Here is an 18,596-nt window from a genome sequence, read left to right as displayed (position 1 = left end):
CGCGACCACTGGGGCGTTTCGCTGCTGCCTTCAGAAGTGCTCGGGTACGTCGGCGGACAGCAGATGCTCGGCGCCGCCTTCGAGGGCCTTGGCCATCTCGATGGAGCGGGGGAGCATGGTCTTCTCGTAGACGCGGATGGCGTCATCGACGGTGGCCGCGTTCGCGAGGGCGAGGGCGAGTTCGCTCGCGTCGAGCATGGCGAGGTTGACGCCGACACCGAGCGGGGGCATGAGGTGGGCGGCGTCGCCCAGCAGGGTCACCGTCGGGTTGTGTTCCCAGGTGTGCGGGACCGGGAGGGCGAAGAGCGGCCGGTCGACGTAGGGGCCGTCGTTGGTGGTGATCATCTGGCGCATACGGGGCGACCAGTGCGCGTACTCGTCGAGGAGCAGGGCGCGGATGCCGTCGGTGTCGTCGGTGGTCAGGCCGCTCGAGGCGAGCCAGTCGACCGGGGTTCGCCGGATGACGTAGACGCGGATGTGGTCTCCGCTGTTGCGCTGGGCGAACAGGCCACGGTCGCCGTCGGCCGCGCCGGCGCTGCCCGAGCCGACCAGCTCGGCGAGGTCGGGGTGCCGGTTCTCCACGTCGGAGAACCATGCCTCCAGGAAGCTCACCCCGGTGTACTCGGGGACGGCCGGGGACGCGGCCGGGCGCACCCGGGACGAGGCGCCGTCGGCGCCGATGACCAGATCGGTCTCGATGGTCGTGCCGTCGGCGAAGGACAGCTGCCGCGGCCCATCGGCGGGCCCGCTGACCGCATCGAGGGCGCGGCCCCAGTGCAGGGTTCCCGGGTGCAGGGAGTCGAGCAGTAGCGTGCGCAGCTGACCGCGGTCGATTTCCGGCTTGAACAGCTCGTCGGCCTCCGGGACATGATGGAACGTCACCGTGCCGGCCGAGTCCATCTTCCGCATTTCCTGCCCTTCGGGGCGGGCCAGCTTGAAGAACTCGTCGAGCAGGCCGGCTTCGCGCAGGGCGATCTGGCCGTTGTCCGCGTGCAGGTCGAGGGTGCCGCCCTGGTTGCGCGCGCCGGGGCCCGAGTCTCGGTCGTAGACGGTGACCGCTATGCCGCGCTGCTGGAGGATCCGGGCGCAGGTCAGGCCGCCGGGCCCGGCGCCGATGATGCTGATGCGGGCGTGGGCAGGCTCTGGTGAGGTCATGGTGGTTCCTTTCACCGGCGAAGAGGGGGCATGAGGCGAGCAGGGCCGGGCGTTCCGGCATCACCCTCGGCCTCGGACATGCCGCGCACCGGGCCTTCTTGATGCACAGGACGGCGACCGTCGATGCGGCGCAGACGAGGGGCACGCCGAGGAAGAGGTGCCGCTCGGGTTCTCGCAGACCCCAGAAAAGCAGACCCAATAAAAAAGTGCAACGAGTCCACTTAGTCATCGATGCAACTATCGGATATGCTCAAGCCATGACCGAGCCCCCCGTCGGCCGCCGCGAACGCAAGAAGGCGGCCACCCGCCAGGCGATCGCCGACGCCGCGCTGCAGCTCTTCCTGGAACGCGGCTACGACCAGGTGAGCATCCGTGACATCGCCGACGCGGCCGACGTGTCGACCACCACGGTGTTCAAGCACTTCACCGGCAAGGAAGCGCTGGTATTCGACCAGGAGCAGGGCCGGGAGTCACAACTGATCGCCGCGGTACAGCAGCGAGCCGCTGATCAGAGCATCCTCGACGCCCTCCGACAGCATGTCCTCGACTCATGGCTGCCGATCACGGCGCATCCGCGGATGGCCGAGTTCACCAACCTGGTGGACTCCACCCCGGCACTGCGCGCCTACGCGGAACGCATGTGGACCCGGCACACCGACAGCCTCAGCGCAGCCATCGCCGATGAGCTCGGCGTCGACCACGACAACCTCGCATGTGTGACTCTTGCCCGATTCGTACTCGAGGTCCCGGCCCTGGCCCGCGGCCAGCAGGACCGCCGAGCCGCCGTCGACGCCATCTTCGACATCCTCACACAGGGCTGGCAACCGCCGACCAAGTCGCCGGTGCCCCGTAGCGCCTAGGCAGTTGTTCGGACCACGTCCCGTCCACCGGTGCGGTGGACGGGGACGAGGGATGAGAGGTCAGCCGAGCTTCTTGAGCAGTTCGTCCGCGAGCGGGCCGGAGGAGGCCGGGTTCTGGCCGGTGATCACATTGCGGTCGACCTCCACATGCGGCGCGAAGGGCTCGCCGACCCGCACCGTCAGGCCCGCCTCGGTCAGGCGGTCCTGCAAAAGCCACTTGGCCTTGTCGGCGTTGCCGGCCATCGTCTCCTCCTCATTGGTGAAGGCGGTGATCCGGTAGCCGGCGTAGGCGTGGGTGCCGTCCTCGGCGACCGCCGTCAGCAGCGCTGCCGGGCCGTGGCAGACCACGCTCACCGGCATACCGCTCCGCACCGCCAGGGTGAGGATCCGCCCCGAATCGGCGTCGGCCGCGAGGTCCTCCATGGGGCCATGGCCACCGGGGACGTGGACGGCGTCGTACTCGTCCAGGCGCACCTCGCTCAGCGCGATGGGGGCGTGGAATTCGGCGGCGGTCTCGGCGACGCTCCTGATCCTGGCGGCGTTCTCCGGGCCGCCGTTGGCCTCGGGGCTGAGGCTGGCGGCGTCGACGGGCGGGACGACACCGCCGGGCGTGGCCACGGTGATCTCGTGGCCCGCGGCCTTGAACGCCTCATAGGGGGCAACGGCCTCATCGGCCCAGTAGCCGGTGGGGTGCTTGGTACCGTCGGCCAGTGTCCACTGGTCGGCACCGGTCATCACAAACAGGATCTTCGCCATGCTCACTCCTCGATGCGATCACCCGCCGTACGCGTGATCGCTGGGATCTCCTGGGGCGTTGCCGCCCCCATGTGTCGCCGCCGTCCTGGCGGCGTGCTCGAAGGTAGATCCACTGGGCATCGAAATGCCAATAGGTGAGTCGATCGTCGGCATCGGGATTCCGATGGAAGGAAGAGCCGTACGTCTCTCTATGCTGGGCGGCATGGAGGATGGGACACACCTGGGCGACGACCTCGTCATCGGCGGCGGGCGGACGCCGCCGCATGCCGATCTGAATCTGCTGCGCACCTTTCTGGCCGTCTACCGCTCCGGCTCGTTCACCGCCGCGGCGCCACTGCTCGGACTCTCCCAGCCGACCGTCACCGCCCAGATCCGCACCCTGGAGCAGCAGACCGGGCGGGAGTTGTTCACCCGGCTGCCGCGTGGTGTGGAACCCACCCACCTCGCCCATGATCTGGCCGGGCAGATCGCCGGGCCACTCGACGCCCTCGCCTCCCTCGGCGGCCGGAGCACCGTGCTCACCGGACGCGCCATCCCGGTCCATCTGGCCGGGCCGGCCGAGTTGCTGTGCGCCCGCGCCCTGCCCGCACTCGCCTCGCTGATCGCCGAGGGGCTGCGGCTGCGGATCACGATGGGGCTGACCGATCCGCTGCTGGACGCGCTGCGCGCGGGACACCACGATCTCGTGATCGCCACCAGACGCCCCGGCGGCCGCGCGCTGACCTCGCTGCCGCTGGCGGACGAGGACTATGTGCTGGTCACCTCGCCCGACTGGGCCCGGCGCATCGGGGAGCGGCTGGCGGCCGACGGGCCGTGTGCCGCCGTCCGTGACGTGCCGCTGATCACCTACGCGGAGGACCTCCCCATCGCCCGCCGGTACTGGCGCAATGTCTTCGGCAAGCGGCTCACCGCCCAGGCCGCGGTGACCGTGCCGGATCTGCGCGGGGCCGTGTCGGCCGTCGTCGCGGGCGCGGGCTACAGCGTGCTCCCGCGCTACCTGTGCCAGGACGACCTCACCTCCGGCGGGCTCGTTCTGCTCCATGAGCCCGATGAGCCGCCGCTCAACACACTCTTCCTCGTGCAGCGGCCGGGGGCCGACGCCAACCCGGACGTGGCCCGGGTCCGGGAGCGGCTTCAGCGCGCCGCCCGCACTTGGTAGCGCGCACACCTCAGGGAAATCCGCCGAGCAGGTCACCCTCCGCCACTCGGCGGGGACTGGTCCACCATGCCGTGCTCCCAGGCCCAGGCCGCGATCTCGACGCGGTTACGGGCGGCCAGTTTGCGCTGGACGTTGCCGAGATGGGTCTTGACCGTGGACAGGGTGACATGGAGATCGACGGCCACCTCCTCATTGGTACGGCCGCGGGCGACCCGCCGGACCACTTCGCGTTCCCGCTGGGTCAGCGGCTCGATCAGCTCCTCCGGCCCGCCCCTCCCCCGGCTGGCCGGACGGGCCTCGGAGGGAGCCGACCGGTCGCGGTGCGGTCCCATGTGTGCGAGCAGGCGAACGGTCACCGACGGGGAGATCAGCGAGTTGCCCGAGGCCGCGGCCCGCACCGCCTCGGTGAGCAGACCGGGCGCGCCGTCCTTGAGCAGAAAGCCGCATGCGCCGTTGCGCAGCGCCCGGTAGACGTACTCATCGAGGTCGAAGGTGGTGGCGATGAGGACGTTGAGGGGGTCCGGCACATCGGGCCCGGCGAGGAGCCGGGTGGCCTCCAGACCGTCCAGCTCGGGCATGCGGATGTCCAGAAGGCAGACGTCGGGCCGCAGCCGGCGGGCCTGCTCGACCGCCTCGACACCGGTCGCCGCCTGGGCGACCACCCGCATGTCCGGCTGGGAGTCGAGAATCATGCGGAAGGCGGCTCGGACCATCTCCTGGTCGTCGGCGATGAGCACCTGGATCGTCATATCACGCATGATCGCAGGCGCACGGGCCGTCAGCCGGAGGAGGTCACCTTCGGGGCCGCCTCGCCCAAGGTCGCCACGTCCGCGCTGTCCACCGTGTTCGCCTTGTCCGCCTTGCCCATGGGGAGGACCGCCACCACGTGCCAGCCGCCGCCGTCCCGCGGCCCTGCGGTGATACGCCCGTTGACCTTCTCGACCCGCTCCGCCAGACCGACCAGGCCGTAGCCGCCCCCCTCGACCGACCGCTCGGCGGCCGTCGAGGCGCCACCCTGCCCGTCGTCGACGACCGACACCTCCAGCCGCTCCGGGTCATCGGACCGCACACCGATCCGCACCTCGACCCGGCCGACCCCGGTGGCGTGCTTGCGCACATTGGTCAGCGACTCCTGCACCACCCGGTGGACGGTGGTGATGATGCCGGGCGGCAGTGGCCGGTCGGCGAGTTCCGGGGCGAGGGTCAGCTCGGCGGGCGGCCCCACCTCGGAGAACTCCTCGGTGAGGTCGCGCAGACCGCACAGCCCCGCCGGATCGCCCGTGGGCCGGGTCGTGGCGGCGGTGGTGTGGTCCCGCAGGCTGGAGACCATGGCGCGCATCGACCCCAGCGCCTGGGATCCGGCCCGCTCGATCTGGGCGAGCATCCGGTCCAGGTCCTCCGGGGACTGGGGGTGGCCGGCCGCGGCCGTGAAGCGCGCGGCCTTGGTCTGCGCGACGATCGCCGTGACATGGTGGGCCACGAAGTCGTGCAACTCCCTTGCGTGCTCAAGGCGTTGGCCCTGCCGGATGGCTTCGCGCTCCCGCTCCCGCAGCGTGTCGTACAGACGCAGACACAGCCCCACCATCACCATGAACGGCACGGCGCAGACGGCGATGACGGCGATCAGGTTCAGGAGGTTGTTGTCCCACGCGTCGATCCGCAAGGGAAGAACCACGGCGGCGAGCGCGGATCCCGCGGCCGGCCCGGCCGCTCGCAGGGGCCGGCAGCGCCGCGCGGCACGGGTGATGAGCAGGAGCAGCACGCCCAGCTCCACCAGGCCCGGGGTGTTCGGGGGGCGCTGGGAGAGCTGCGCCTCCACCACGGTCAGTACGCATGAGACGGCCGCCGCGCCGATGGCGTAGCGCGTGAAGAGGCGTTCCGGCACGGCGAACGCGGCCAGGCACAGCAGCCCGGACACCATCGTCGCCGCGGCCATCGGCGGAAGCGGCGCGTTCAGCCCCTCCAGGACCACGAGGACGACCAGACTGACGCCGATCACGCCCAGCCACAGGTGCCGGAAACGGAATCGGGCCCGGAAGCGGGACCGGAACTCGGAGATCATGGCAGGTCACGCTACGGCCAGACCGCCGTCGCCACATCAGACTTTCGGCCGAGGAAACCGGGGAAGGGGCGCGGACCACTTCGGCATTCCGGTGGATCCGCCGCACCGCACCCCTCGCGAAGGATGGCATCCAGGGCGACCGGCGAGCGCTCGAGCGCGATCCGCCACGCCCCTTCCGACCGTTTCCTTTCCGAAGGCCATCGATGTTCCGCACCGCCCTGCGCACCCTCCGATCCCATCGGCTCCGTTTCGCGATGCCCGCCCTCGCCGTCGTGCTCGGCGTGGCCTTCGTGACCGGGTCGCTGCTCTACGGCGACTCCGTCCAGGCCGCCGTGAACCGCGCACACTCCAACTCCCAGCCCGATGCGTCCGTCTCGATCACCGCGGACTCCCCTACCGCGGACACCGCCGAAACACCCACGCTCGATGACACCCTTCTGCGACGGCTGCGGGCGCTGCCGTCGGCGGCCGCGGCGCGCGGTGTGGTGGAGGGTCGCTCCTTCCTCGTCGGCTCCGACGGCACGCTGGTGGGCGACCTGTACCAGGCCGCGGGCGTCAACTACGTGCCCGACCACAGCGGCAAGGACGTCCGCTATCCGCTCACCGCGGGGCACGGCCCCCGTGGCGCCACCGAGATCGCCGTCGACCGGCGGACCGCCGAGCGCGCCGGGTACCGGGTGGGAGCCAAGGTGCGCATCGTCGTGAACGGCACGGCCCGCGACGCGCGGCTGGTCGGCGTCTTCAGCGCCCATGACAGCCGTGTGGACTCCGGCGGTACGCTCACCGCCTTCGACACCGCCACCGCACAACGGCACTTCGTCCCCACGCCGAACGGCTACTCGGCGATCACCCTGACCGCCGCCGGCGGCACATCGGATGCGCAACTCGCCCAGCAGGCACAGAAGTTGCTGCCTTCCGGACTGCGGGCGGTCACCCGCGCGGATCTGGAGTCCGGTGCCGCCTCCGAGGCGGACTCGGACAAGCTCACCACACTGCTGCTGAGCTTCGCCGGTGTCGCCCTGTTCGTCTCCACCTTCCTGGTCGCCAATACCTTCACCATGCTCAGCGCGGCCCGTGCCCGGGAACACGCACTGCTGCGGGCGGTCGGCGCCACCAGGAACCATGTGATGAGGATGGTCCTGGCCGAGGCCGCCCTGGTCGGCACGGCCGCCTCGGCCATCGGTTACGGGCTCGGCATCGGTGCCGCGAACCTGCTGGGCAGCCTGTTCGACGCCTCCGGTGCGGGGAGCGCCACTGTGCAGGCGTGGTCCGCCAAGCCGCTGATCGCTGCCTTCGCCGTCGGCGTCGGCGTCACCGTCCTCGCCGCCTACGTCCCGGCCCGACGGGCGGCGGCCGTACCGCCCGTGGCGGCGCTGCGGACCGTCCAGCCGTCCACCGCCGCCTCGCTGCGCCGCCGCAACACCATCGGACTGATCGTCACCGTGTGCGGATCGCTGCTGGTCGCTGCCGCCGTCGGCGAGCCGGACCTCCTGTTCGGCGCCGCGCCCCTGCTGCTGGTCGGCCTGATCGTCCTCACCCCGCTGCTCGCCCTGGGCGTCACCGGGCTGCTGCGCTCCCCGCTGACCCGGCTGGCGGGCATCCGGGGCAAGCTGGCGGTGGAGAACGCCCGCCGCAATCCACGGCGTACGGCGGCCACGGCGACCACCCTGATGGTCGGTCTGGCGATGGTCACCGCCGTCACCGTGGTCGTCACCTCCGTGAACCGCTTCGACGAGCAGGAGGTGGACAGCTCCATGACCTCGGACCTGCGGATCACGGCCGTCGACTTCGGGGAGATCGGCGAGGGCACGGCGGCACGGGTGCGGCGGCTCGCCGACGCCGAGGCCGTCACCCCCGTCATCCACACCTACCTCGACATCCCCCACACGACGTCCCTGGACGTCACCGCGGTCGACCCCGCCGCGGTGGAACGCGCGGCGTCGCTCTCCGTCCGCGAGGGGTCGCTGGACCGCCTCGGCCATGGCATCGCCGTCACCGAGGAGCTGGCCACCGCCCATGGCTGGCGGCTCGGTTCCCGTGTCAGCGGCACCTTCACCGACGCGAGCGCGCATACGCCGGGCACCCGCACCAGTCTGCCCGTCGTGGCGATCTACGACGGCCCGGACGATCTGAGCCCCGCCCTCGTCTCCGACCGCGTCCTGCCGCGTCCGACCGGCGCCGAGGACCGGCCGACCATCAGCTCGGTCCTGGTCAAGGCCGCCCCCGGCCGCACCGCCGCGCTCCGGGAGGAGATCCGGCGCGCCCTGGACAACCCGGCGCTGCTCGTCCAGGACCGCGCCGACGCGAGGGCCGCCGCCACCGCGCGGACCGCGCCGTTCCTCAACATCATGTACGCCATGCTCAGCGTCACCGTGCTGATCGGCGCCCTCGGGGTGGTCAACACGATGGGCATGGCCGTCTTCGAGCGGGTGCGGGAGATCGGACTTCTGCGGGCCATCGGGCTGGACCGCGCCGGCGTGGGATCGGTGCTGCGCCTGGAGTCGGTGACCATCTCCCTGTTCGGCTCCGCGCTCGGTGTCGTCGCCGGTACGGCCATCGGCGCGGCGGCCGTCCTCGGCCAGGAGGTCGTTCCGCTCGTCATCCCCTGGGACCGGGCGGCCCTCTTCTTCGTCGCGAGCGCCGCGATCGGTGTTCTCGCCTCGCTCTGGCCGGGACGTCAGGCCGCACGCCTCCCGATGCTGGAGGCCATCGGCGCGGACACCGAATGACCGGCGGGGCGGCGGGCGCCGAGGACGCGGGCCGAGCGGTCAGGCGGGCGCCGGGGACGCGGGCCGAGCGGTCAGGCGGCGTCGATCAGGGCCAGGTCCGGGGGGACGAGCGTGGTCGACATCATCAGGGCACGGATCAGATGGTCGTTGAGCGCGTTGCCGACCGGTTCGCCGACCTCCTCGCGGGTCAGCCAGGGCACTCCGTCCCGGGAGAGCATCATGCGGACCCGGTTGACCAGGTGCTCGACACGCTTTTCCCGCCAGCCCTCGCCGGGGCGCAACTCCGCGAGCTGGGCGGCCGTCTGCTTCCAGGTGAGGGGCTGTGGCCGGGGTTCGTGGAGCAGATACCGCTGGCCGAGGACGACGAGCGCGAGCTTCTCCTCCTCGGTGAGCACCCATACCCGAGGCGGGCGGGTGACCTCCCCGGGCAGGGCTACGGGCCGCTCGGCCTCGGGGCCGCTGACGAAGACCTCCAGCAGATGCTCACGGTCGCGCGAACCCCGGACGAACAGCGGGGTGTAGCCGCTCTCGAGGGGCAGTGGCTCCTCGCCCGTGAAGAGCAGCCGCGTCGGGAAGCGGAGGGGCAGCCGGCCGCTGTTGGCGACCCACCAGCGGCCGTGGCGATGGGTCAGGCTGCCCTGGCAGCGGCTGACCTGGGGGTCGTCCTCGCCCACGCAGACGTGCACCTCGGGGCGGTTCCGCCCGAAGAGCAGCTCACGGCCGTCGCCGGGGCCCAGGGTCATGCCACCGGTCAGCGCGAGGGCGAAGGCGGTGCCCGGCACCGGCGCGGTCACACCGCGGGCCAGGCTGCCGTGCGCGGCGGGCAGGAGGCGGCCGCCCGCGGCGGGACGGCCGGTGGCCGGGCGGCGAGCGGCGGGGGCCCGGCCGGTGGTACGGCGGTCGCTGCCAGGGGGCGTGGTCATGAGCTCGGTAGTCTCTTCGCGGCCGTGGCGGCGAGCGCCTTGGCGGTCTGGCAGAGCTTTTTGGTGGGCTTCGGCCCGTAGACGTTCAACGACATCAACTCAACGGTGTCATCACCGAGGGAGTTGCGGTACGAGCGGTGCAGCATCCGGACGAGGCATGAGTCGTCGTCCCACTCCTCCGGCGACACGGAGCTCAGCTTCCCGGCGATCTCCGCCCGCTCCTCGCCCTCCGGGGAGAAGTCATTGTCCCGGGTGAACTCCAGCTCCACTCCCGTGTCGCTCGAGTCGTCCGCCCACTCGCACCGCCAGTCCCCGAAGCCCGGGTCGCGGTCCTTCACCCGCACACCGGCGATCCGCTCGAGCTCGTCGCCGTCCAGCAGCCGGCATGCGTGCCGGCTGACCAGGGAGCTCGCGACGGACTGCGCCGAGCGCCGGGGGACCTGGCCACGGTCCAGCACACTGACCGCGTAGTCGGTGGCGGCGTCGCCCAGTTGGCACGGGTCGGGCGCCGGGGTGTCCAGCCGCTCGGTGATGATCCAGATCTGCTTACGGTCGGCGGAGGCGATGTTCCGCACGCACTCGTCCCCCTCGCGCTGGAACGCGCCGACGGTGACGTTGCCGACCCTTCGGGTGGGCACGTCGCCACCCGGCTCCGGCGGGTCGGCGTCAAAGTTGAGCTGGACGTCGGCGATGTCATCGCCGCTTTCGCCGTGCAGCAGGACATCGCATCGATCGATCTCGCCGTAGTCCGGGTCGATGACGGTCTCGCCGAAGCGGCTGAGCGAGGCGGCGTTGAGCAGCTTGCAGGGGTCGGCCGTCCGCGCGTCGCCCACCGTGCCGGCCCGTCCCGCCTGTGACAGCGAGTCGCCCGTACCAAAGGCGCCACTCCCGCCGTTCTTCCCGGACCGGCCGCTCTCGTCGGAGTGCCCGCCGCCCCAGGGGCCGAAGAGGGCGGCCCAGGCGATCAGGGTCGCGGCGGTGCCCACCGCGGTCGCGGTGATCACCACCCGGCGGCTCGGGCGGCGCCACGCCCCTCGGACCGACGGCGGCAGCAGCCGCATCGTGAACGGGGTGCGGTCCAGCGTGTCGCCGTCGTGCGGGTCCTCGTCAGTGCCCTCGACATGTTCGAGGTGGGACGACGACGGGACGACCCGCCGCAGCAGCCGTGCGGCCTGATCGGCGGCGGGGCGCCGCTTCGGCTCCACGTTCAGCAGCGCGGTGAGCGGGTCCACCAGCGGGCCGGCCCGGTGCGGGGTCTCGATATAGCCCTCGATGGCGCGCGCCACATAGGCCATGGGGTGCGATGCCTCGCCGTACGGGGACCGTCCCTCGATTGCCGCGTAGAGCGTCGCGCCCAGGGAGAAGACATCGGACTTCCGGTCGGCCGCGTCCCCCCTGGCCACCTCGGGCGGCAGATACGGTGGTTTGCCGCGCACCCCGCCCGTCCGGGTCATGGTGGCCTCACTCCACAGCGCCCGGGAGATGCCGAAGTCGGTCAGCTTGGCGACGCCTTCCTCGGTGATCAGCACGTTCTCCGGGGTGACATCGCCGTGCACCACGCCCTCGGCATGCGACTTCGCCAGCGCGGTGGCGATCTGGCAGCCGATGGAGCCCGCTTCCTCCGGGGTGAGCGCACCACGGTCGCGCACCATGTCCGCGAGGCTGCCCCCGGACACGTATTCCATGACGATCCAGCAGACCTCGCTCTCTTCCACGAAGTCGAACACCGAGACGATATGCGGATGGTGCAGCCGCGCTGCGTTGCGTGCCTCGTTGGTGAGTCGCAGCGCCGCGCGGTCGTCGTCCGGACGGGCACACTTCACCGCGACCTGGCGGTCCAGCAGCTCATCGTGGGCCCGCCAGACGACGCCCATTCCGCCTCTCCCGATGGGCTCCTGGAGGAGATATCGGTCGGCGACCTTGTCACCGGCCTCCGCCATCACCCGCACCCCCGCTACCCCGTTTCATCGCACCCATCACGTTCCCGTGTCGCCACGGAGAGTACTTGGCCCTGACGTCGGTGGATAGCGCTTCCGGTGGATAGCCCCCGGAAAGAGGGAAGCCTCCGGCGCACGACGGTCGGTCCCTCAAGCGAAGAGCGGGAGCTGGAGAGCGGTCTCATCCGGCTTACGGCACGATTTCCTCCGTGACCACGATGTGGCCGGAGTCCGGGTTGAGCACGCCACCGAGCCGGGCGTACGCCCCGTCGGTCAGGTCCAGGCACTTGGGCACCGACGGGGTCCACGCGAACGTGCCGCGGTCGTTGACGCGCACGACCAGCGACGCGTTGTTCGCGACGTTGGTGACCTTCACCTTGGTTCCGAACGGGAGCTGCGGGTCACGGCTCAAAGAGGTCGCCGCGGTGTCCGCGTTGTTGTCGAAGAGCTCGCCACTGGCGGTGTAGGCGCCGGGGGGTATGTAGCCATAGTGGGTCGCCCAGCAGTTCTCACCGGCCGGCGGGGTGTCGCTGGTCGCGGCGGTGCTCGCCGGGGCGGCACCCAACACGGCGGTCAGTGCGACGACGGCGGCCGCCACTCGGCCGATCAGCGTTCCCTTGCGCATGATGGAGGGCCTCACTTCGGGTGGTCGTGGTGTGGTGTGAGCGCGGGTGGGCCGTGCGTCAGCCGGCCGCGCGGTAGGCGGCGCCCGCCTGGTTGGGCGTGGCGCCGTTGTAGAGACCGGTGCCGCCGCGATCGGCGGACAGCGTGAACCACGCGTACCGCTCCACGAAGGACAGCCCCTGGAGCATGGCGGTGGACTTCGTCACGAAAGCGGCCTGCTGGTCCGGGGTCGGATACCTCGGCGTACCGGTCGAGAAGTCGATCAGCGCGTATTCGGTGAGCCAGATCGGCTTCCTGTAGCGGTCGTAGGTGGCCTGGAGATAGCTGCGCAGCTGATCGGTCGCGCGGGTGGGGTCGAAGTCCGCGCCGTACCAGTGCAGCGGGATGAAGTCGACCGTGTGGCCGCGGTCGGCGGCGCCCTTCATGAAGCGGTCGAGCCAGCCACCGGCGACGTCGCCGCCGTGGGCCACGGCGGGGGCGCCGAGCCGCATACCGGTCGACTGCAGCCGGGGCCACAGGTCGAGGGCCTGCTCCACGGTCATGTCGGCCTGGCCGGCCATGTCCGGTTCATTGAATCCGAGCAGGGTCGTGCCCTCGCTTTTCGCCCGGTCCAGCTCCGCGTCGGTCACCGAGCCCGGACCCCAGATCATGGGCACGAACTCGACACCGGCCGGGGCGTCGATCTGCTCCCGGCCGGAGGCCCAGGTGTAGAACCAGCCCACTTTGGCGTCGGACATCGCGGCGGTGGCCCCGTCGAAGTTCCAGGCGCTGACGCCCTTCTTCTTCGCCGCGGCGGTGGCCGCGCCGGTGGCGCCCGCCTGACTGCCCGCGGTGAGCAGGGTCAGCACCGCCAGCAGTACGGCCAGAGCGCGTATCCTGCGCATCCTGTGCACGTCGTCTCTCCCTTGCTCGTCCGGTCGTGGGGTGAAGTGGCGGACCGGCCGGTCAGACGGCGCTGTGGAAGGTGACGGTGAAACCGCTGCACTGGGCGCATTGCTGCATCACCTGGTTGCCCGGTTCCTGGTCCTGCTTGGACCAGCCGTAAGCCTTCGGGCAATGGGCGGCGATCATGTCGCTGTAGGGCGTCTTGGCGTCCCGGTTGGGGCTGGTGCACAGCATCGGCTTGCCGTCCGGCCACCGCGTCAGATTGTCGGGGGACACAGCGGCAGCAGATTCTCCGAGCAGCCCATGGTGCCGCATCCGCCGCCGCCCGTGGCGTTCTTCGGGGCGATGGTGACCGGCTGCGAGAAGGCGTTGACGTAGCTGACGTCGTACCAGGGGGCGAGCGTGTCCTCGGTGTCGAAGTTGAACTCCGCGAGACTCGTGGGCTGTTCGCTCCGCTCGCAGTGGTCGGCGAACGTGCCACAGTCCCCCACCAGGCAGTGGAAGGTGCTGCCCGATGTCCCGGTGCATCCCTGGCGGGCGAAGAACTTGCCACGCCAGTGGCCGGGTTCCGCCGTTTCGGGAATCGTCACGGTGCCCGACTGTCCGGGCTCCAGGGTGGGTAACGCGGCGAGTGGCCTGGACCCGTCGTTGTTGACATCACTGCCGATCCATACGGTCTTCCCGGTGTCGTTGACGAACGTGACCGTGTGATCGACCGCCACGGCGGGTGCGGCGCGGGATGGCAGGTCCCCGTCGGTGCCTGGGGTGGCGGCCACGCTGGTCCCGGATGGGGGGCTCAGTGCCACCAGGACCGCGACGGCCGCGGCGGCCAGGGCGGTCATGATTTTCCGCATGTTGCCTCTTTCGCCGCTGTCGCGATCATGACAATCTTGACGCACGAGAAACTCTCCGAGGTCCGGCCTCAGTTGAGGGCATCCACGTGAGGGCATCCGCCTGCGCGCACGCTCCAGAGCTGACGGTCCCCCATGGCAGCGCCCCGAGCCATATATGTCAATGGTCTGGACCAAAATCAGCCGCGCCCGGGCCCCGACTCAGGACAGCGGGTGGCCGTACCGCGCCTGGAGGGACATGAGGTCGGGCTCGCCGAACCGCACACGGAGGAGCTGGAACGCATCGACCTTGTCGCCGCCGAACCGCCGCACATAGATGGCGTAGGAGTCGGCGGTGAGGAACTTCGGTGGCGAGGTCTTGCTGTGGAACTTGTCCGCGTACATCACCAGTTGCTCCTCGGTGGTGTCGGCCGTGTAATCGGCCGGCGGGAGATCCAGCTTCCGCACGCGGATGTCGTCCCGGGTGATGCCGACGCCCGTGTGGTGGGAGCAGAAGCGGCACAGGGACTCCGGAAAGCCTTCCTGGCGGAGGACCTCGTGGCCGAGGACTCCGTGGCGGATGTAGTTGGCCTCGTCGAGCCGGCCCGTGGGGCCGTGGAGCCGATACACACCGATGTCGTGCAGCAGCGCGCCCGCGCGGACGAGAGAGGCGTCGAGCCGTAGCCCGGCGCGCGCCATGAGTTGCTCCGCGATGTGGCAGACGATCTCGCAGTGGGTGTACACGAGGTCCAGGGCCTCACGCGTCGGCGCGTACTTCTCGTGCAGCGCACGCACCTCGTCGACGGTCGGCAGAATCACCGCCGCAGCGTAACAACCACGGCGGGGGCCCACGGCGGACGGCCGTGGTCAGGCAGTCGGGGCGCCGGGGGCCGGGGTGGCCGGGTGGCCGGCAGGCGGCTCACCTCACGCCGGTGGGGCGGAACTGGATGCTGATCCGCGGGCCGGTGGCGCGCGAGGATTTGGGGATCGCGTGTTCCCAGGTCCGCTGGCAGGAGCCGCCCATCACCAGAAGATCGCCGTGGCCGAGTGGCCGTCGCATGGCGCTGCCGCCGCCACGCGGGCGGAGCAGCAGGTCCCGGGGCGCACCCACGGACAGGATGGCGACCATGGTGTCCTCGCTTCTGCCCCGGCCGATGCGGTCGCCGTGCCAGGCCACGCTGTCCCGGCCGTCGCGGTAGTAGCACAGCCCGGCCGTGGTGAAGGGCTCCCCCAGCTCGCCGGCGTAGTACGTGGAGAGCACCTCCCGGGCCTCGGACAGGACGGGATGCGGCAGCGGGTCCTCGGCGCCGTAGAACGCGAGCAGCCGTGGGACGTCCACCACCTGCTCGTACATATGCCGCCGCTCGGCCTTCCAGGGGACCTCGGCGACGAGCCGGGAGAACAGGTCGTCCGCCCCCCTCAGCCACCCGGGCAGCAGATCGATCCAGGCCCCGGACCCGAGCTCGGTCCTGCTCATCCCGCGCAGCGAGCCGAGACCGATGTCGTCGGTCTGATCGAAGAGCGAGCCCTGGAGATACGCACCCATATGCGCAGGGTACTCGAGTAATCGAGCAAACGTTCTATAGAGGGAACACCGGCGTGCGTCCTTGGCTGCTTCGATGGTGACACCGCAGGTCAGCGAGCGGTCGCCACCGGGCATCGGCCCGCCGCACGACGACCCCCGACGTCGCCACCATCGTCCGAGCCGTCGCGGGACACTGGGACCCTGACGCGTTCCCTTCCGTGTCGGCCGGGGGTCGGCCCATGACCATGCGCCCACCACGACGCGCACCACCATGCACACCGCGTCCGGCCGTCCCGGCGTCGCCGCCTCCGGGGCTGGGGCCCCGGACCTGGGCCGAGGTGCCGCGCCGGTCCCGGCAGGTCCTGGTGGTGTCGGGCCGCGACCGGAATGCGCCGGTGTCCACGGCGGTGCTGTACGAGCGCACCGGGGCCGGCTGGCGGGCCGGGGCGAGCCGGCCGGCGCACAACGCGCTCAACGGCTGGACCGACCACCACCGGGAAGGCGACCTGCGCTCCCCCATCGGCGTCTACACCCTCACGGATGCCGGCGGACGGCTCCCCGACCCGGGGACACGGCTGCCCTACGACCGGTCGGCCGGCTTCACCGCGGGCGGCGCGGGCTTCGAGGGCGAGCCCCTGTCCGGCTCCTTCGACTATGTGGTCGCCATCGACTACAACCGCAGGCCCGGCACCTCTCCCCTGGACCGGACCCGCCCCCTCGGCCCGGACCGGGGCGGCGGCATCTGGCTGCACATCGACCACGGCGGCCCCACGCGCGGCTGTGTCAGCCTCGGGAGGGGCCCCATGAAGGAGCTGCTCCGGGCGCTGGACCCCGCCCGTGAGCCCGTCGTCGTCATGGGGGACGCGGCGTCACTGGAACGCTGAGCGCCGGGCCGTGCACGGCGGAGCACCGGTGCGGTGACCGCCGTCACGACAGCGGATCACTCCGGGGAGCCGCCGCGGTGGGCACGGCGTGTCAGCGGATGGTTGATGGCTTCCACCAGCCAGTCCAGGTCGGACCGCTGGGCCCGTACCGGGTTGCGCAGGGTGCCGACCCCTTCGATGGAGATCTCCACCACGTCCCCGGCGTGGAGTGTGAAGTCGAGCGCGGGCACGATGCCGGTGCCGGTGGACAGCACGGCGCCGTCGGGGAAGGGCTGGGAGCGCCACAGATGGTCCACCAGCCCCTGCGGGGTGCGGTGGAACGCGGCGGTGGAGGTGGACGCGCGGTAGGCCGCCTCGCCGTCGCGCCACACCGCCATGGTGATGTCCAGCGCGTCGGGCGCGTCGATCTCCCACGCGGGCACGATGCCCGAGGACACGGCGGCGCTTCCGGCGTAGATCTTGGCCTGGGGGAGGTAGAGCGGGTTCTCGCCCTCGATGGACCGTGAGCTGACGTCGTCGGCGACGAGATAGCCGACGGTCTCGCCGTGCCGGTTGAGCACCAGCGCCAGTTCGGGCTCGGGGACGTTCAGCTCGGAGTCGTCCCGTACGGCGATCGGCTCGCCGTCGGTCACCACCCGCCAGGGCGGCGATTTGAAGAACAGCTCGGGGCGCTCGGCGTCGTAGATCCGCTCGTACACCGACTGTTCGGTGCTCTCCTCCACCCTGGCCTCGCGCGAGCGTTCATACGTCACCCCCGCCGCCCACAGCTCCATCAGCCCGTCCAGCGGTGGCAGCGGCAGGACGTCCGGCTCATGGACGGCCGCCGGTCCGGCGGCGGTGTTCTCCGCCAGGGCCCGCAGCTCCGCCACGGACAGCCGCAACAGCTCGGCGATGAGCGGCGCTCCGGGGAAGGCCCGTACCCCGCCGGTGTCGTCGGCCACTCCGGTCCGGACGGTCCCGGCGTCATCGGCGAAGCGCACGATGCGTGTCATCTGTCGTCCTCTCCTCTCGTGACGGTGCAGTGGGTCCTCCTACCCAACGGAGGGTGGTGGCCGTGCACACGCCGACCGCCACGATGGCGGCGATGGCGTAGAGCCCGGTGGCACCCGAGCCGGTCCCCGACTCCGCGACCCCCATCAGATACGGGCCCAGGAAGCCGCCGAGGTTGCCGAAACCCGAGATCAGCGCGATGGTCCCGGCCATATGGGCGCCGGACAGGATGGTCGGCGGCACGGTCCAGAACACCGGCTGCGCGCCCAGGAAACCGAAGGCGGCCACGCACAGGGCGGCGATGGCGGGGACCGGGGGCAGCAGCACCCCGCCGAGCAGGCCGACGACGGTCAGCACCAGGGCGAGCCGCAGCGGCCCGCGCCGGTCGCCGCTGCGGTCCGAGATCCACGGCAGCGCCAGCACGCCCAGCAGCGCGCACACCCACGGCAGCGCCGAGACGAAGCCGATGCCCACGTCGCCCAGCCCGTCGATCCGGCCGACGAGCGCCGGGAGCCAGAACGTCACGCCGTAGACGCCGATCTGAATGGCGAAGTACACGAACATCAGCCGCAACACCCGGCTGTCGGCGAGGGTTTCGCGGACCCGGCGCGGCTCTCTGGCGTCCTCGCCCGGCCGGTCCGCCTCGATGCGCCGGGCGAGCAGGTCCTTCTCCTCGGCGGTCAGCCACCGGGCCTGTTCGGGGCGGTCGGTGAGCAGCCACGGTACGGCGAGGGCCAGGATCACTGTTGGGGCGCCCTCCAGCAGGAACATCCACTGCCAGCCCTCCAGGCCGGCCAGTCCGTGCAGACCGATCAGGAAGCCGCCGAGGGGATTGCCGATGATGCTGGCGACCGCCACGGCGGCCTGGAACATGCCGGTGGCCTTTCCACGGTCGGCGGCCGGGAACCAGTAGGTGATGTAGAGGATGACACCGGGGAAGAAACCGGCCTCCGCCGCGCCGAGCAGAAACCGCAGCACATAGAAGCCGGTGGGGTTGGACACCAGCGCCATCGCGCAGGAGAGCAGCCCCCAGACGAACATCAGCGCGGCCAGCCACCGGCGGGCGCCGAAGCGGTGCAGCACCAGGTTGGAGGGCACGCCCAGCAGGGCATAGCCGATGAAGAAGACACCGGCGCCGAGCCCGAACGCGGTGGCGTCGATCCCGGCGGCGTCGGCGAGATGGGACTTGACCAGGGCGACGTTCGTACGGTCCAGGAAGCTCAGCACGAACATCACGAAGAGTGGGGGAGCAGGCGTCTGGACACCTTCCGGCGGGT

At 71.1% G+C, this 18,596-nt stretch carries 18 protein-coding genes; 4 read left to right on the top strand and 14 right to left on the bottom strand.

Features of this window, described 5'->3' with window-relative positions; genetic code table 11:
- Positions 1 to 30: 30 nt before the first annotated feature.
- The gene (locus BLV72_RS43460; RefSeq protein ID WP_093469374.1) at positions 31 to 1,155 is read right to left on the bottom strand and encodes an FAD-dependent oxidoreductase; all 1,125 of its coding nucleotides are present in this window, start codon (positions 1,153 to 1,155) and stop codon (positions 31 to 33) included.
- 257 nt (positions 1,156 to 1,412) lie between these two features.
- Between BLV72_RS43460 and BLV72_RS43455 the strand changes: the two genes are divergently transcribed.
- Complete coding sequence (locus tag BLV72_RS43455) at positions 1,413 to 2,015, top strand: TetR/AcrR family transcriptional regulator (protein ID WP_093469372.1); 603 nt, start codon at positions 1,413 to 1,415, stop codon at positions 2,013 to 2,015.
- A gap of 60 nt (positions 2,016 to 2,075) precedes the next feature.
- Here the strand turns inward: BLV72_RS43455 and BLV72_RS43450 are convergent, their stop codons facing one another.
- The gene (locus BLV72_RS43450; protein WP_093469371.1) at positions 2,076 to 2,771 is read right to left on the bottom strand and encodes a type 1 glutamine amidotransferase domain-containing protein; all 696 of its coding nucleotides are present in this window, start codon (positions 2,769 to 2,771) and stop codon (positions 2,076 to 2,078) included.
- A gap of 202 nt (positions 2,772 to 2,973) precedes the next feature.
- On the opposite strand from BLV72_RS43450, the gene BLV72_RS43445 reads away from it, so the two are divergent.
- Positions 2,974 to 3,930, top strand: a complete 957-nt coding sequence (locus BLV72_RS43445) for a LysR family transcriptional regulator (protein WP_244321300.1) — start codon at positions 2,974 to 2,976, stop codon at positions 3,928 to 3,930.
- Between the two features lie 32 nt (positions 3,931 to 3,962).
- Here BLV72_RS43445 and BLV72_RS43440 read toward each other — a convergent pair whose 3' ends face one another.
- On the bottom strand, positions 3,963 to 4,688 hold the full coding sequence (locus BLV72_RS43440) for a response regulator transcription factor (protein WP_425288489.1): 726 nt from the start codon (positions 4,686 to 4,688) through the stop codon (positions 3,963 to 3,965).
- Between the two features lie 20 nt (positions 4,689 to 4,708).
- On the bottom strand, positions 4,709 to 5,992 hold the full coding sequence (locus BLV72_RS43435; RefSeq protein WP_093469368.1) for a sensor histidine kinase: 1,284 nt from the start codon (positions 5,990 to 5,992) through the stop codon (positions 4,709 to 4,711).
- A 203-nt stretch (positions 5,993 to 6,195) separates the two neighbouring features.
- Here BLV72_RS43435 and BLV72_RS43430 point away from each other — a divergent pair, with 203 nt between their 5' ends.
- Entirely contained in the window at positions 6,196 to 8,721 is a 2,526-nt protein-coding gene (locus BLV72_RS43430) for an ABC transporter permease (protein ID WP_093469366.1), read from the top strand.
- Between the two features lie 71 nt (positions 8,722 to 8,792).
- On the opposite strand, the gene BLV72_RS43425 is transcribed toward BLV72_RS43430, so the two are convergent.
- The 8 genes from BLV72_RS43425 to BLV72_RS43395 all read right to left on the bottom strand — a co-directional run bounded on the left by BLV72_RS43425 (position 8,793) and on the right by BLV72_RS43395 (position 15,466).
- Complete coding sequence (locus tag BLV72_RS43425; RefSeq protein ID WP_208905931.1) at positions 8,793 to 9,644, bottom strand: FHA domain-containing protein; 852 nt, start codon at positions 9,642 to 9,644, stop codon at positions 8,793 to 8,795.
- A complete protein-coding gene (locus BLV72_RS43420; RefSeq protein WP_093470876.1) occupies positions 9,641 to 11,584 on the bottom strand; it encodes a serine/threonine-protein kinase in 1,944 nt (647 codons plus the stop codon). The genes BLV72_RS43425 and BLV72_RS43420 overlap by 4 nt, the downstream gene beginning before the upstream one ends.
- Positions 11,585 to 11,771: 187 nt before the next feature.
- On the bottom strand, positions 11,772 to 12,206 hold the full coding sequence (locus tag BLV72_RS43415; protein WP_093469365.1) for a septal ring lytic transglycosylase RlpA family protein: 435 nt from the start codon (positions 12,204 to 12,206) through the stop codon (positions 11,772 to 11,774).
- Positions 12,207 to 12,264: 58 nt separating this feature from the next.
- Positions 12,265 to 13,089: a glycoside hydrolase family protein gene (locus BLV72_RS43410; protein WP_167746675.1), complete on the bottom strand. Its 825-nt coding sequence runs from the start codon at positions 13,087 to 13,089 to the stop codon at positions 12,265 to 12,267.
- Positions 13,090 to 13,150: 61 nt separating this feature from the next.
- Positions 13,151 to 13,366: a hypothetical protein gene (locus tag BLV72_RS49110; protein ID WP_208905930.1), complete on the bottom strand. Its 216-nt coding sequence runs from the start codon at positions 13,364 to 13,366 to the stop codon at positions 13,151 to 13,153.
- Positions 13,348 to 13,944 (bottom strand): thaumatin family protein, encoded by a 597-nt coding sequence (locus BLV72_RS43405; protein WP_208905928.1) that lies wholly within the window; start codon positions 13,942 to 13,944, stop codon positions 13,348 to 13,350. Before BLV72_RS43405 ends, BLV72_RS49110 begins: the two co-directional genes overlap by 19 nt.
- Positions 13,945 to 14,142: 198 nt before the next feature.
- Complete coding sequence (locus tag BLV72_RS43400; protein ID WP_093469362.1) at positions 14,143 to 14,739, bottom strand: HD domain-containing protein; 597 nt, start codon at positions 14,737 to 14,739, stop codon at positions 14,143 to 14,145.
- Positions 14,740 to 14,839: 100 nt separating this feature from the next.
- A complete protein-coding gene (locus BLV72_RS43395) occupies positions 14,840 to 15,466 on the bottom strand; it encodes an alpha-ketoglutarate-dependent dioxygenase AlkB (RefSeq protein WP_093469360.1) in 627 nt (208 codons plus the stop codon).
- A 197-nt stretch (positions 15,467 to 15,663) separates the two neighbouring features.
- Between BLV72_RS43395 and BLV72_RS43390 the strand changes: the two genes are divergently transcribed.
- Complete coding sequence (locus tag BLV72_RS43390) at positions 15,664 to 16,329, top strand: L,D-transpeptidase family protein (RefSeq protein ID WP_425288488.1); 666 nt, start codon at positions 15,664 to 15,666, stop codon at positions 16,327 to 16,329.
- Positions 16,330 to 16,385: 56 nt separating this feature from the next.
- Here the strand turns inward: BLV72_RS43390 and BLV72_RS43385 are convergent, their stop codons facing one another.
- Positions 16,386 to 17,321 (bottom strand): fumarylacetoacetate hydrolase family protein, encoded by a 936-nt coding sequence (locus tag BLV72_RS43385; protein WP_093469359.1) that lies wholly within the window; start codon positions 17,319 to 17,321, stop codon positions 16,386 to 16,388.
- Positions 17,293 to 18,552, bottom strand: a complete 1,260-nt coding sequence (locus BLV72_RS43380) for an MFS transporter (RefSeq protein ID WP_167746527.1) — start codon at positions 18,550 to 18,552, stop codon at positions 17,293 to 17,295. The genes BLV72_RS43385 and BLV72_RS43380 overlap by 29 nt, the downstream gene beginning before the upstream one ends.
- Between the last annotated feature and the right edge of the window lie 44 nt (positions 18,553 to 18,596).

Origin of the sequence: Streptomyces melanosporofaciens, assembly GCF_900105695.1 — a bacterium.
GTDB classification, from domain to species: Bacteria; Actinomycetota; Actinomycetes; order Streptomycetales; family Streptomycetaceae; genus Streptomyces; species Streptomyces antimycoticus.
This window is presented reverse-complemented; position numbering and strand designations above follow the sequence as displayed.